Origin of the sequence: Shewanella surugensis (assembly GCF_023284005.1) — a bacterium.
GTDB classification, from domain to species: Bacteria; Pseudomonadota; Gammaproteobacteria; order Enterobacterales; family Shewanellaceae; genus Shewanella; species Shewanella surugensis.
The window spans coordinates 1-13,346 of sequence record NZ_JAKIKS010000142.1 but is presented as its reverse complement, the minus strand read 5'-3'; the positions used below and the strand labels follow the sequence as shown (position 1 = coordinate 13,346).

Genomic DNA, 13,346 nt, shown 5'->3' with positions numbered 1-13,346 from the left:
ACAGTTCCGTAGAGTGGCTACGCGCTATGAGAGAAAGGCTAAGTACTATTTAGGGACGCTTCAATTAGCTGCTTCTATGATTTGGTTAGCGTAATTGTCAACGCCCCCTAGATCCTTCGCCTGAAACATCAACTCAAACAGAGCGAGCCCTCGTTCTGCTATTTGCATCATAAAGAGTATGACTAAACTTCAGCCTCGGGCTCCTCACGTTAATAAGAGTACACTTGCCTCTTTCAAAAACAAGGACGCGACTTCGCGCGCCTATCCTTATTAGTTATAAGCCTTGAACGCCTAAATTATCGAATACGATTTCAGTGTAATATTAGTGAGATATTCCCAATAAAAAATTACCAAACTCTGTTTGATTTCCATCAGCTTTTTCAACCCATAACCTATCTGCTGAAAGTATCTCGCATAAATCACTGCTATCTCGTACACCGAATAACTTTACATAAACATCTTTATCAGTGGAAGAGAATGTAAACTTAACGGTGAATGAGTCAGCACACCTTTTAACTGAAAACTCATTCACAGAAACATTTTTATAAATAAAATCTAATTCCACACTAAACCCTCGAAGGCTTATAACGCCTCAATAATGTGCAGCCTTATGGCGAAGCCACGCTTAAGGTTGTCCAGCCGAAGGCGACATTGATTGACTTGTTATACATTAGCTGCGGCACTCAAGGTTAAATGTTCCGCCTTTGAAACTGTTAAAAAAGGAATCATAACTATCGTATAAATTTAAATTAAGAGCTTTACCCTCTAGTATTTTTAATTCTCTTTTTAATTTTATAAGCTGTTTTGTATCATCATTTTCACAAGAAGTATCTACCCATGATGTTTTAACTTCACCATACTTATCAGTAAATTTATCAATCTCAATCTCAAACTTTAAAACAGGCTCGAGATCAGTTGCTGACATCATTGTTTTTAGAGCTTTGTTTTTATTCTCTAATACATTTATCTGATCCTGCTGGGTTTCAATTTTCTTGGTTAAGATTGAAGTCTCTTCTGAGAAATCAGCACTAATAATACCAAATGAAAATCGTCCACCTGTTGTATAAGCAAGTACAGCGACAATTATTGCAGTACAAATAAAACCCAAAAAACCACATTTACCAAAATCTGAAACATTAAACTTCATCAAAACTCCAAAATATTTAACCTTTGTATAGTGCGCATGCTCGATTACTACAGCTCTTTATTAACCAAGAGCCCAGTACTCATCCCTGCCCTCTATTAGTCAAAAGACGCATCACTAACATACTGTATTTCATCATTTACTCTATTAAGTATGGAAACCAATAACTTCACTACTGACGATCCCGCACATTAATCAGCAAAAGTACTCTCAAACGTTACTTATGTAAATTAATTGTTTAAAGAAATAAGAAAACAGGAGTAAATCCATGATCTGCTTCACAACTGATTGAATAACAAATACTCAGAAAGGCCAATAAAATTCCGCCACAGTTGAAGTTCCCCCTTCAATCACACACTCCACTAATACTCCATTGAAAAGCGCCTTTTTCTTTGTTTAGCCTTGAACAAAATTAGAATGTAAGTAGCTATTTTAGCGTTAATTTATCAGGTACTATCAATATCTTATTCGAAGAAAGCCACTGGCTTTCTCTTTGCTTTTAATTTTGATTTTTTCTTTTGCTCTTAACACCCCGTGTAGATGCAATAGCGAACTTCTAAAACAGGGAGGTTTTAGCAGAGCCCACAGGGAAGTGCTTGCGGCGTTTCGTATTTGTATTTGTATTTGTATTTGTATTTGTATCTGTATCTGTATCTGTATCTGTATCTGCACATAAGCCTGCGGCAGGCAATCAATATCCATGAAAATTCGACTAACAAACACACATTATTAATATCAAATAAACCAATGAACCAATGAACCAAGGGATCACACAAAAATGTGCTCAGCTTTCATTTGAAAGCAAACATCCGTTGGGCATCAATGTGGTTGTTAGAGGGCGAAGGCCATAATATTGGCCTCTTTGAACGAGAGACATCGGATGTCGAACTGGCCTTTAGATATGGATATCCTTAGGACGAACAGTCCTCCTAATCCCAGTGTGGAGGGAGTCCACGACCTTCCATATAAGCGAAGCTTAATATATTTCAGCCTGCGGCAGCAATTCAAACCAATAAGGCTATGATGTTCCATTAAGCGAAGTTTACATTCAATGTCACCAACCTACATTTGCAGGCTAACTCACTTTGGGCATAAACATGTTATACGTAGTTTCTAACAGCAAGCACTGACGCTACAACAGGTTTAAGTCTTCCTATCAAATATTTTCACAGCATATGAATTTATAAGCCTTTATATAACTTATAAATCAATAATACCAGTGAGTTAATCTTATCAACAAATACTACCTCAAACATCAGTCTTTCATACTAAACCCTCTATTATCTCATTGATTGACAATTTTTTATATCTTTTATATAAGATAGAATGTAGGTAGTGCTATTAGTAAAACACCGCTAATTCGAAGAAACCCACAACTTTGGTTTTTAGATCCCCATCGAAATTGCTGAAATGCGTTTAAAAAATAATGTGAAGCGTATAAGGATATACGGTTAGCTTTCGCGGGACAGGACGTTCCATCGAAAGCGTTAATGATTTTTTGGGTAAGCATGAAGCCTCTACTCAATTGCATGTAATTTCGCAGGGCGTTATGGTGGATGCAAGGAGGGCGAAGGTAATAACAATGACCGCTTTGAGCGAGAAGCACGGATGCTGAACTGGCCATTAGATAAGGATATCGTCAAGGACGAGCAGTCCTTCTTGCCCCTGTGTCAGGGGAACTCACGACCTTAATCCGGCTGAAAGCGATAACCACCCATGAAGGTTCAATTATCACCACACGACTCCATACCAATAGAGTTAAAAGCTAACATAAAAATGTTGGCCTTCATTCAAAGGCCTCCACTCTTCTGACATTGATTCTAGCGTAATTGAAACTTATCAATGGTATTCGCCGTCTCGGTGAGCATTTCTCGCATCCAGCGATGACCGGGATTATGTTGCAACAGCGGGCTCCACGCCATGGTCAACTCAATCGGCAGAATATCAAACGGCGGTTTAACGATACGCATACGGGGATTATTTTGTTGAAGACGGGCCATTTTACTCGGCACGGTGGCAATCAAATCTTGCCGCTCGGCTAACGAGCAGGCGGCTTGGTAATGACGAGTAAACACGGTAATGTGCCGCTGCTTGCCAATACGCGTTAACGCTTCATCGACCCAGCCTAAACGCTGTACATCCGCCGGATCCATGCCCACCCCCACGCCCATACCGGTTTTACTCACCCACACGTGCTGCGCTTGAAGATAATGCTCTAAATTAAAGTCGGTCAACACCGGATTAGTTTCACTGATCAAACAACTAAAATCATCCCGCCAGAGCACCTTCTGATGAAAAGATTGTGGCATGCTGTCAAAACGGTTAATCACCATATCCACTCGGCCTTGTTCCACATCAGGGAAGTTCACGTCGCTGGGTGTCATGATATCCAATATAATATTGGGAGCCTCGTTTCGTAACCTCGCAATGAGTAGTGGCAGTAACGTGGCTTCGGCGTAATCACTGGCCATGATCCGAAACACCCTATCACTCATGCTCGCATCGAATTCAGCTCTGGGCTGCACCGCTTTTTCTAACTCAATTAAGAGCACACGAATGGTAGGCTCTAACTCGGTTGCCCGCTCCGTTGGCGTCATTCCTTGGCTGGTCCGAATAAGTAACGGATCATTAAATAAAGTTCTTAGCCTTTTCAAACCATTACTCATGGCTGGTTGACTTATTCCCAGTTGATCGGCAGCACGTGTAACATTTTTTTCACGTAACAAAACATCTAAATAAACCAATAAATTCAAATCAATACGAGATATATTCATAATATAAATACCGAAAATAGAAACTATAAATTAGACTAATTTAGCATAATATTACTACTATTTGACAGGTAATCAAATGCTGCTAATCAATTTGTGAAAAAGGAATTATTATGTCGAACTATAGAAACCAGATAGATAAAGCTGCAAGCTTGGTTAATGCTGAGGGCAAGACCTGGAACGCGATTAATGCCGAGTCCGTTGCACGAATGAGAATACAAAACCAATTCCAAACGGGATTGGACATTGCTAAGTACACCGCAAAAATTATGCGTGAAGACATGGCAAATTATGATGCTGACTCATCGCAATATACCCAATCTTTAGGTTGCTGGCACGGTTTTATTGGTCAGCAAAAAATGATTTCAATTAAAAAACACTTGTTAACCACCAAGCGTCGTTACTTATATCTTTCAGGCTGGATGGTGGCGGCCCTTCGTTCTGAATTTGGTCCACTGCCGGATCAATCAATGCATGAAAAAACCTCTGTTGCCTCGCTGATAAAAGAGCTATACACCTTTTTACGCCAAGCCGATGCCCGCGAACTAGGCGGCCTATTTCGTGAACTGGATCAAGCCCAAGGCAGTGACAGACTCGCCATTCAAGCCAAAATCGATAACTTTGAGACTCATGTGGTACCGATTATTGCCGATATCGATGCCGGGTTTGGTAATGAAGAAGCCACCTATTTAATGGCAAAACAGATGATCGAAGCAGGCGCTTGCTGTATTCAACTTGAAAACCAAGTATCTGACGTTAAACAGTGTGGCCATCAAGACGGTAAAGTCACCGTTCCCCATGTGGAGTTTTTAGCCAAAATTAACGCGGTACGGTATGCCTTCTTAGAATTAGGCATTGATGATGGTGTCATTGTCGCCCGTACCGATTCATTAGGCGCTGGACTCACTCAAAAAATTGCAGTGACCAATGAGCCTGGCGATTTAGGCGAGCAATATAATGCGTTCTTGGATGTCACTGAAGTCACCATGGATGAAATTAGCAATGGCGATGTGGTCTTTAAGCAAGAGGGAAAACTGGTCAAACCCACTCGCCTGCCCAATGGTTTATTTAAATTCCGCAGTGGTACCGGTGAAGCCCGCTGTGTGCTTGATTGCATTACCTCACTGCAAAACGGTGCCGATTTATTGTGGATTGAAACAGAAAAACCCCATGTGGCACAGATAGGCGTCATGGTGAATGCCATTCGTGCCACCGTGCCCAATGCCAAACTGGTTTACAATAACTCACCATCATTTAATTGGACCTTGAACTTCCGTCAACAAATCTTCGATATTATGAACGATGCTGGCCAAGATGTTAGCGCCTACGAGCGCGCTGATTTGATGAGCATAGAATATGATAACAGTGAACTGGCTCTACAAGCCGATGAAAAAATTCGGACTTTCCAAGCAGATTCAGCTCGAGAAGCAGGAATTTTCCATCACTTGATCACCTTACCCACTTATCATACTACCGCGTTATCCACCGATAATTTAGCCAAAGAATATTTTGGTGACCAAGGCATGTTAGGTTATGTGGCCAATGTGCAACGCCAAGAAATTCGTCAAGGTATCGCCTGCGTTAAACATCAAAACATGGCAGGCTCAGACATGGGCGATGACCATAAAGAATATTTCTCTGGTGATCAGGCACTGAAAGCCTCGGGTAAAGACAATACCATGAATCAATTCTAACCCGACTATAGCGATGATGAGTCTGTCGATAATTGTCCCATTTTAATGCGGTAATTATCGACAAAAAAGCCAAACAATCGCTTGGCTTTTTATCATGATGACTTAAACAAAAAATACACTTCTATTGACCAAAAACATTACAAAAAACATCATTGCTGTTCCTCGAACAAAATGGATCAGTTATCTCAACAACACACTTTAGCCCCCCTTTTAGAGTACACATTTCAAACAGAAATTTAAAAAAATAATTTCAAATCTAACTATTTCCTAACTCACTTTAATTCAATGCTAACCAGTAAGTTAGCGTTATCCAAAGCAGAAATACGCCATAGGTTAATTTGCATCTGCTTGTACTGGGAGGTTTATTTTTATTGATAGTTTGAACTCTAAGTATTAGTATACGGCTCCATTAAAGGGGTTCGCCACCTAAATTCGTCACTTTTTGACACAGTTACTTATGGTTGTTTATGCTACTCACATCGAACAATTCGCCACAAAAGAAACACAACGAAAACATAAGGGCAACAAATAAAAGACGAAAGACACTGGGGGGCCTTATAGAGAGGATGATAATGAAAGTGGTAGCAGTTTTTCTGGGCCTGTTTCACTTGCCCCATACCCTGACATTACTAACCATTAATTCGTTTTTTTTGTGTATTTTTCTTGTTTTGGCATGGAAAAAGTTCTCATTAACCCAAGTGTTTGCTTTGTTATCACCTTTAATGAAACCAAAGTCGGCCTGTGGTGTTAATCATGCCATTAACTCACACTCCTTTCATGTCGTACGGAGCGCATCATGACCCTACCCCATTATCACAGTTATATTCATGGTCAATATTTGGCTAACGAGAGCCGTGACACGTTTAGCGTCACTAATCCTGCAACGGGTGAGATTATTTACCATGTAGACACTAGCGATGAGAAAGTCCAGCAAGCCGCGATTGACAGTGCCAAGCAAGGTTTTGCTATATGGTCACAGATGAGTGCGGTTGAACGTAATCGTATTCTATTAAAAGCCGTCAGCCTGTTACGCGAGCATAATGACACCTTAGCCGAAATCGAAGTGAAAGATACCGGCAAGCCTTGGCAAGAAGCCAGTGTGGTTGATGTGGTGACTGGTGCCGACACCATTGAGTTTTTTGCTAATATCGCCTCAGCACTTGAAGGCAGTCAACAACAAGTCGGCGGGGATTTTTATTATACTCGCCGTGAACCCTTAGGAATTTGTGCCGGCATAGGGGCTTGGAACTATCCTTTACAAATTGCATGCTGGAAATCAGCGCCTGCGCTAGCCGCGGGTAATGTCATGATTTTCAAGCCTTCAGAAGAAACGCCTTTAGGCGCGCTTAAACTGGCTGAGATTTTTACTCAGGCAGGTTTACCTGACGGTGTGTTTAATGTGGTATTAGGCGATGGAAAAATCGGCCAATGGCTCACCAATCATCCCGACATTGCAAAAGTATCTTTCACTGGCGAAGTGAACACGGGCAAAAAAGTCATGGCTTCTGCTGCAAGTTCCTTAAAAAGTGTCACTATGGAATTAGGCGGCAAATCGCCATTAATCATTTTTGATGATGCCGATATTGATAATGCCGTCTCTGCAGCCATGCTCGGTAACTTTTATACCCAAGGTGAAATTTGTACCAATGGCACCCGCGTCTTTGTGCATGAAAATATTTACCCGCAATTTATTGAAAAGTTAGTGCAAAGAACCAATGACAACATTATTTGTGGTGATCCGATGCAACCAGAGACAAATTTTGGCGCACTGATCTCAAAACCGCATCAAGAAAAAGTGCTTGGCTATATCAGTAAAGGCATTGAAGAAGGCGCCACCTTGCTCACAGGCGGCCATGCACTGCAGCCTGATAATGCCAGTAATGGCTACTTTGTCGCGCCAACTATTTTCACGGATTGTTCAGATGACATGACCATTTGCCGCGAAGAAATATTTGGCCCCGTGATGTCAGTGCTCACCTTTACAGACGAAGAAGATGTGGTTGCACGCGCTAATGACACGAAAATGGGTCTGGCTGCGGGAGTATTTACCCAAGATATTACCCGAGCACATCGCGTCATTCATCAATTACAAGCCGGTATTTGTTGGATCAATGCCTACGGGGCATCGCCAGCTGAAATGCCTGTCGGGGGTTATAAGTTATCGGGAATTGGCCGCGAAAATGGCACCGAGACACTGAAACATTACACTCAAACGAAAGCGATTTATGTGGGATTACACCCCCTAGAAAGTCCATTTTAAGGATCTGTTTTGATAGGCTCAAATAATCAACACCAGTACGACTATATTATTGTTGGCGCAGGCTCAGCAGGATGCGTATTAGCCAATCGTTTATCGGAAGATCCGAACAATCAAGTATTATTGCTCGAAACTGGCGGCAGTGATAAGAGTATTTTTATCCAAATGCCTACGGCACTGTCGATCCCAATGAATACGGCAAAATATGCTTGGCAATTTGAAACTGAGCCAGAGCCCTTTTTAGACAAGCGCCGTATGCATTGCCCTCGCGGGAAAGTCTTAGGCGGCTCTTCATCCATTAATGGTATGGTGTATGTTCGCGGCCATGCTAAAGACTTCGATCAATGGCAGCAGCTGGGCGCAACGGATTGGGATTATGCCCATTGCCTGCCCTATTTTAAAAAAGCAGAGTCTTGGGCCTTTGGCGCCGACGACTACCGAGGTGATTCAGGCCCCCTTGCCGTCAATAACGGTAATGAAATGAAAAACCCACTTTACCAAGCCTTTGTTGACGCGGGCGTTGACGCGGGATACTTAGCCACGGCTGATTATAACGGTGCCCAGCAAGAAGGTTTTGGCCCCATGCATATGACGGTCAAAAAAGGCGTGCGTTGCTCTACGGCTAATGCTTATTTACGTCCGGCAATGAAACGTAACAATTTAACCGTGATCACGCATGCATTGGTTCACAAAGTGCTCTGCGAAGGAAAAACAGCTAAAGGGGTGCGCGTTGAGCGTAAAGGCAAAGTCCAAGACATCTTTTGTCAAAAAGAAGTGATCTTGAGCGCTGGCTCCATCGGCTCACCGCATATTTTGCAATTATCCGGTATTGGTGAAGCAAACAAGCTCACTCAAGCGGGTGTGGAAGTGGTGCATGATTTACCGGGGGTCGGCCAAAACTTGCAAGATCACCTTGAATTTTACTTTCAATTTAAGTGCCTGAAGCCGATTTCACTCAATGGCAAGCTCGACCCACTCAATAAACTGTTTATCGGTACCCGCTGGATCCTCAACAAAAGTGGGCTGGGCGCAACCAATCATTTTGAATCATGTGGTTTTATTCGCTCCAAAGCCGATCTGGAATGGCCCGATCTTCAATATCACTTCTTGCCTGCAGCGATGCGCTACGATGGTAAAGAAGCCTTTGCGGGTCACGGATTCCAAGTGCATATTGGCCATAATAAGCCCAAAAGTCGTGGTAGTGTCGACTTAATCTCAAGCGATCCTAAAACCGCGCCTCGTATCCAGTTTAACTATCTTGAGCATCAAGATGATATTGAAGGATTTAGAGCGTGCGTCAGATTAACCCGTGAGATCATAAATCAGCCTGCTCTGGATGAATATCGCGGTGAAGAAATTCAACCCGGTCTGCATATTCAAACCGATGAAGAGATTGATACATTCGTGAGACAATCGGTCGAAAGCGCCTATCACCCTTCTTGCTCATGTAAAATGGGCATAGATGGTATGGCGGTTGTCGATCCCAATACCCGCGTCCATGGCATGCAAGGATTAAGAGTTGTCGACTCCTCCATTTTTCCGAGCATACCTAATGGTAACCTTAACTCGCCGACCATTATGTTAGCTGAGAAAGCGGCGGATCTTATTCTTGAACGCGCGCCACTTATAGCTGAACATGCGCCAGTCAAACTCGCTAATGATTTACATTTGCAGCGGCCCCAACAGGCGAAACGAAAAATAGCGTCAACCTTATAACAAAAAAATACCCCCAATATACTTGGGGGGTAAGGCCCGTAAAGACCCTGTTTTAAAAAGTAATGTAACGAAAGTTTCATCCTAAAAGGGTTTTTACATTAACCATGATTATCGTGCAGTTAATATTCACACTTTAGTGACTTGATTTAACAAGATCAAGAATACGTTAGCTCACTGCTATACCCAAGCGACCTTATCAATTGTGTTACCAGATCGCTTGGGTATAGAGCGATATCATTTGATATTTAATCATTAAAAGGGATCACACTTGATATTAACTCAACTTACCCACATTAGGAGGCTATAATGACTCTTTGGCTATCAATGGGCATTATTTTTACCTTCGTTGCCATTGTTTTTGTCCTTTATCGCTGGGGCAATATAGAATGCATCGGGAAAAACCCCGTCGGCACCTTCACCTTTATCGCCATCTTATTTACCTCAGGCTTAGATGTCGGATTGATCATGTTCCCGCTAACCGAATTTGCCGGTTACGCTGATGTGGTCGCCAGTCCAGAATACGGCTTTAGTAACCCTTTAGCCATTGAATTTGGTTTTTGGGGATTCCTTATTTGGGGATTTTATTTCCTGACCTGTTTTTACTTTTGTGTCATCGAGCCTAAAGTCAAATTCTTTGAACTCGCTTGGGTGAAATTTATTAATAACGTCGTGATCATTGGCACCTGTGCCTTTACGGCTTATTTACTACTATCGAACTTACCTTGGTATTTACCCGAGATAGGTAATGGTAGCACTATCGTCCCAACCTTCTATTTAATTGTGCTCGCCGTCATTGCCGCTGCGGTCTATTCTAGTATTAGTCTCCGCTACGTGCGCATTTTAAGCTTAAGCAGTACTTGGCTTTTCCTCGGTCTGATTGCATGCATGTGGGCAGGTGCGTTTTTATCGCCAGAGTCAAATGTCGGCGAATTTTTTAGCACTTTTGGTCTGATCGGTGATTACTTCACTAACCTCAACCACTTTGTCTTGCCCATCAATGACTATCATGAATTTTATCTATTATGGTGGTTTGCTTGGAGTATCATGATTGGTCAATTTACCTCACGTTTTGTGGGTGGATTGAAAGCCTATCAAGTATTAGGGGCCATGATGATATTTCCTTCTATCCCCATCGCGATTTGGTTCACTGTACTTTATTACTACAGTACTCACGGCCTTGACACAACTGGTTTTTATAACCTTGCGATGGTGATTGTCGGCATTACCTTTGTGATCAACTCGCTCGATTCTTTGATCCGCTTGTATACCGATAACTTAAACCTATCAGTTGAGCGTTTCGGTAAACTAAAGTATTTCATTGGTAATTTGGTGCTGATGTCAGCACTCACTTTACTTTTCCAATTGAACTTCTTAGAAATTGAATGGATTGGCGCCTTGAATATTGCACTTATCTTTAGCTGTTGTGGCTATATGCTGTACAAGCATTACACGCAAGGCCTAAGTATTCGTACCACGCTCCAAGAAGCGCCTCAACAATAATAAACACACTGAACAATAATAAAATACTTTATCAATGCATGGACAGTTTAGTCTATGCATTGACTTTAACATGTGACTACTTTCACTCACTAAGATGATAACAATAAAATGAAAAACAACCTCAAAACAAAAATGAGCAAAACGCTTTTAATACTTTCGTCTGTTGGCTTATTAGCCTCAACATCCAATGCATATGCGGCATTGTCTTCAACCGTAACCGCCACCTCGGATTATATGTTTAACGGTGTCAGCCAAACTAACAATAATCCTGCTTTACAAGCCAGCCTTGATTACGCGGCAGATAATGGTTGGTACGTCGGTGCATTCACTTCAAATGTCGATTTTGGTAGTGGCGACAGCACGTGGTTAGAGCTTGACGGTTATGGCGGTAAATACTTTCAACTAACAAACACGTTCAGTTTAGATGCGGGTCTGGCTTATTATACATATCATGGTGATGACGCTTCAAGTGATTATAACTACCCAGAGCTTTACACTAAGTTTGGTTATGACTCATCAATTGGTCACAGTGAATTAAACTTTTGGTACACTTGGGATTATTTCGGTTATGGTGGCAGTCATTACATCGGCATGGCGGCACATACGTTTACGCTAGCTGAAGGTCATGATATTCGCTTTAGCTTCGATCGCTCAACCTCTGGCGATAAAGACAAATGGCCTTGGGGAGACGATCGTGCCTATAACCATTATCGCATCGCATACATGACTAATGTGAAGTCATTTGACTTAACAGTATCAGCAGAAGATACCAATATGGATTTATATGTTTCTGGAAAAAATGTCTCAGATGCACGTTTTGTCGTGTCTGTTGCCAAAACCTTTAATTTTTAATTTGAGAAAGTATATTTCAAAATAAAGCCGTTAAATAACAGTTAATATCGGCGTATCATCATTCGATAAAATGATAACGATGCGTTGATATTAGCTCTTAATTAAATTAACGCTAAAAGTTCACGTGAACAATTTAAGTATGAACCGGTTTTCAAGTATGATGCGATCATCAATTAAGTGGGAGTTATGATGGAAAAATACGAACAATTACTCATCTCGCTAAGACGCGTTATTCGCGCCATTGATCTACATTCTCGTCAGCTTAATAAACAATCGGGACTCACTGGGCCGCAGCTAATGGTTATGCAAAAAATAGCACAGCTCGATGCCCCTCTTGCTAAGCAAGTCGCCGAAGAAATCACCTTAAGTGCAGCGACGGTCACCACCATCATTAATCGATTAGAAAGTCGTGGCCTCGTCAATCGCCAGCGCAGTGAAACTGATAAACGTAAAGTGCATTTATATTTAAGTGACAATGGGCAAGCGATTCTTAATGGCGCGCCTAAGCCATTGCAAGAACATTTTATCAAACGTTACCAAGGGCTCGATGAGTGGGAACAAAGCCAATTGCTCTCTTCTATTGAACGTATTGCCAGTATGATGGATGCTGAAGATCTTGATGCCGCCCCAGTATTACTCGTTGGAAAAATTCAAGAATAAAAGTGTCTTTTCTGAATTCAGATTATTTAAAAGACTTAACCATTAAGGTTCATTTTGATTGGCAGTATTCACTGCCAATTTATTCATTGCTCTAAAATGTACGAAAATGATATGTTGAATATTAACGACTCCCCCATTTATGCTTTGACTTTAATGACTCAAAAAGACTCTCCTTCAAGCCACTTCTGAATCATTCAAGATAACCTTTCAAATAAAAAATTGAACTTAACAATAAAAAATTTACAACTTACCCCCTCTAACACCACATAGTTAAAGTATTTATTCTACTTTTTAAATATATCGACCTTGAGTAACACAATATAAACTTTAAATAAAAGCCATTAAAATCACACAATTAAAGCGTGGAATCAAAAAACCTCATTTTAAATGCAAGGATACTAATAACAATTAAATGCCATATGTAAATTACTTTGTCTCCCGCCTTTAATAAATATAATTTAATGTGCAACATTATTTAATAATGATTAAAAATAAAATATAAGTTAAAGAGGTGATAAATGAGATTGTCAAAAATAGCCACACTGATCACAACGGCAAGTTTAAGTTTATCGGCAATTGCCGAGATTGATAATAATCGCTACATTATTAAAATCGACAATAATAATAAAGGACTGGTTAAAGCTTAGATTGCCATAATAACCGACACACTTTGGTATAGAAAAGAGGGTTAGCTGCCTATAAGCTTCAATCTCTCACAAAATCGGCCAAGGTTCTCAAATGAAAAACCAATA

General features: G+C 41.2%; 10 protein-coding genes. 7 read left to right on the top strand and 3 right to left on the bottom strand.

Annotated elements, in window-relative coordinates; all coding sequences use genetic code 11:
* Window positions 1–322: 322 nt before the first annotated feature.
* The 3 genes from L2764_RS23100 to L2764_RS23090 form a co-directional block, all read right to left on the bottom strand.
* Window positions 323–565, bottom strand: coding sequence for a hypothetical protein (locus L2764_RS23100; protein ID WP_248942677.1), 243 nt, complete (start codon window positions 563–565; stop codon window positions 323–325).
* A 105-nt stretch (window positions 566–670) separates the two neighbouring features.
* Window positions 671–1,147: a hypothetical protein gene (locus L2764_RS23095; protein ID WP_248942676.1), complete on the bottom strand. Its 477-nt coding sequence runs from the start codon at window positions 1,145–1,147 to the stop codon at window positions 671–673.
* A 1,817-nt stretch (window positions 1,148–2,964) separates the two neighbouring features.
* On the bottom strand, window positions 2,965–3,918 hold the full coding sequence (locus L2764_RS23090; protein ID WP_248942675.1) for a LysR family transcriptional regulator: 954 nt from the start codon (window positions 3,916–3,918) through the stop codon (window positions 2,965–2,967).
* 110 nt (window positions 3,919–4,028) lie between these two features.
* Between L2764_RS23090 and L2764_RS23085 the strand changes: the two genes are divergently transcribed.
* The 7 genes from L2764_RS23085 (at window position 4,029) to L2764_RS27895 (ending at window position 13,241) form a co-directional block, all read left to right on the top strand.
* Entirely contained in the window at window positions 4,029–5,609 is a 1,581-nt protein-coding gene (locus L2764_RS23085; protein WP_248942674.1) for an isocitrate lyase, read from the top strand.
* Window positions 5,610–6,405: 796 nt separating this feature from the next.
* Window positions 6,406–7,869 (top strand): betaine-aldehyde dehydrogenase, encoded by a 1,464-nt coding sequence (betB, locus tag L2764_RS23080; protein WP_248942673.1) that lies wholly within the window; start codon window positions 6,406–6,408, stop codon window positions 7,867–7,869.
* Window positions 7,870–7,881: 12 nt separating this feature from the next.
* Entirely contained in the window at window positions 7,882–9,582 is a 1,701-nt protein-coding gene (gene betA / locus L2764_RS23075; RefSeq protein WP_446539687.1) for a choline dehydrogenase, read from the top strand.
* A 306-nt stretch (window positions 9,583–9,888) separates the two neighbouring features.
* Window positions 9,889–11,082 (top strand): BCCT family transporter, encoded by a 1,194-nt coding sequence (locus L2764_RS23070; RefSeq protein WP_248942671.1) that lies wholly within the window; start codon window positions 9,889–9,891, stop codon window positions 11,080–11,082.
* 132 nt (window positions 11,083–11,214) lie between these two features.
* On the top strand, window positions 11,215–11,934 hold the full coding sequence (locus tag L2764_RS23065; protein ID WP_248942678.1) for a TorF family putative porin: 720 nt from the start codon (window positions 11,215–11,217) through the stop codon (window positions 11,932–11,934).
* A 189-nt stretch (window positions 11,935–12,123) separates the two neighbouring features.
* Complete coding sequence (locus L2764_RS23060; RefSeq protein ID WP_248942670.1) at window positions 12,124–12,594, top strand: MarR family winged helix-turn-helix transcriptional regulator; 471 nt, start codon at window positions 12,124–12,126, stop codon at window positions 12,592–12,594.
* A gap of 518 nt (window positions 12,595–13,112) precedes the next feature.
* Complete coding sequence (locus tag L2764_RS27895; protein WP_283107142.1) at window positions 13,113–13,241, top strand: hypothetical protein; 129 nt, start codon at window positions 13,113–13,115, stop codon at window positions 13,239–13,241.
* Window positions 13,242–13,346 lie beyond the last annotated feature (105 nt).

Coding starts and splice junctions, on each gene's coding strand:
- L2764_RS27895 (WP_283107142.1), top strand. CDS start 13,113: ATGAGATTGTCAAAAATAGCCACACTGATCACAACGGCAAGTTTAAGT.
- betB (WP_248942673.1), top strand. CDS start 6,406: ATGACCCTACCCCATTATCACAGTTATATTCATGGTCAATATTTGGCT.
- L2764_RS23070 (WP_248942671.1), top strand. CDS start 9,889: ATGACTCTTTGGCTATCAATGGGCATTATTTTTACCTTCGTTGCCATT.
- L2764_RS23065 (WP_248942678.1), top strand. CDS start 11,215: ATGAGCAAAACGCTTTTAATACTTTCGTCTGTTGGCTTATTAGCCTCA.
- L2764_RS23095 (WP_248942676.1), bottom strand. CDS start 1,147: ATGAAGTTTAATGTTTCAGATTTTGGTAAATGTGGTTTTTTGGGTTTT.
- L2764_RS23060 (WP_248942670.1), top strand. CDS start 12,124: ATGGAAAAATACGAACAATTACTCATCTCGCTAAGACGCGTTATTCGC.
- L2764_RS23090 (WP_248942675.1), bottom strand. CDS start 3,918: ATGAATATATCTCGTATTGATTTGAATTTATTGGTTTATTTAGATGTT.
- L2764_RS23085 (WP_248942674.1), top strand. CDS start 4,029: ATGTCGAACTATAGAAACCAGATAGATAAAGCTGCAAGCTTGGTTAAT.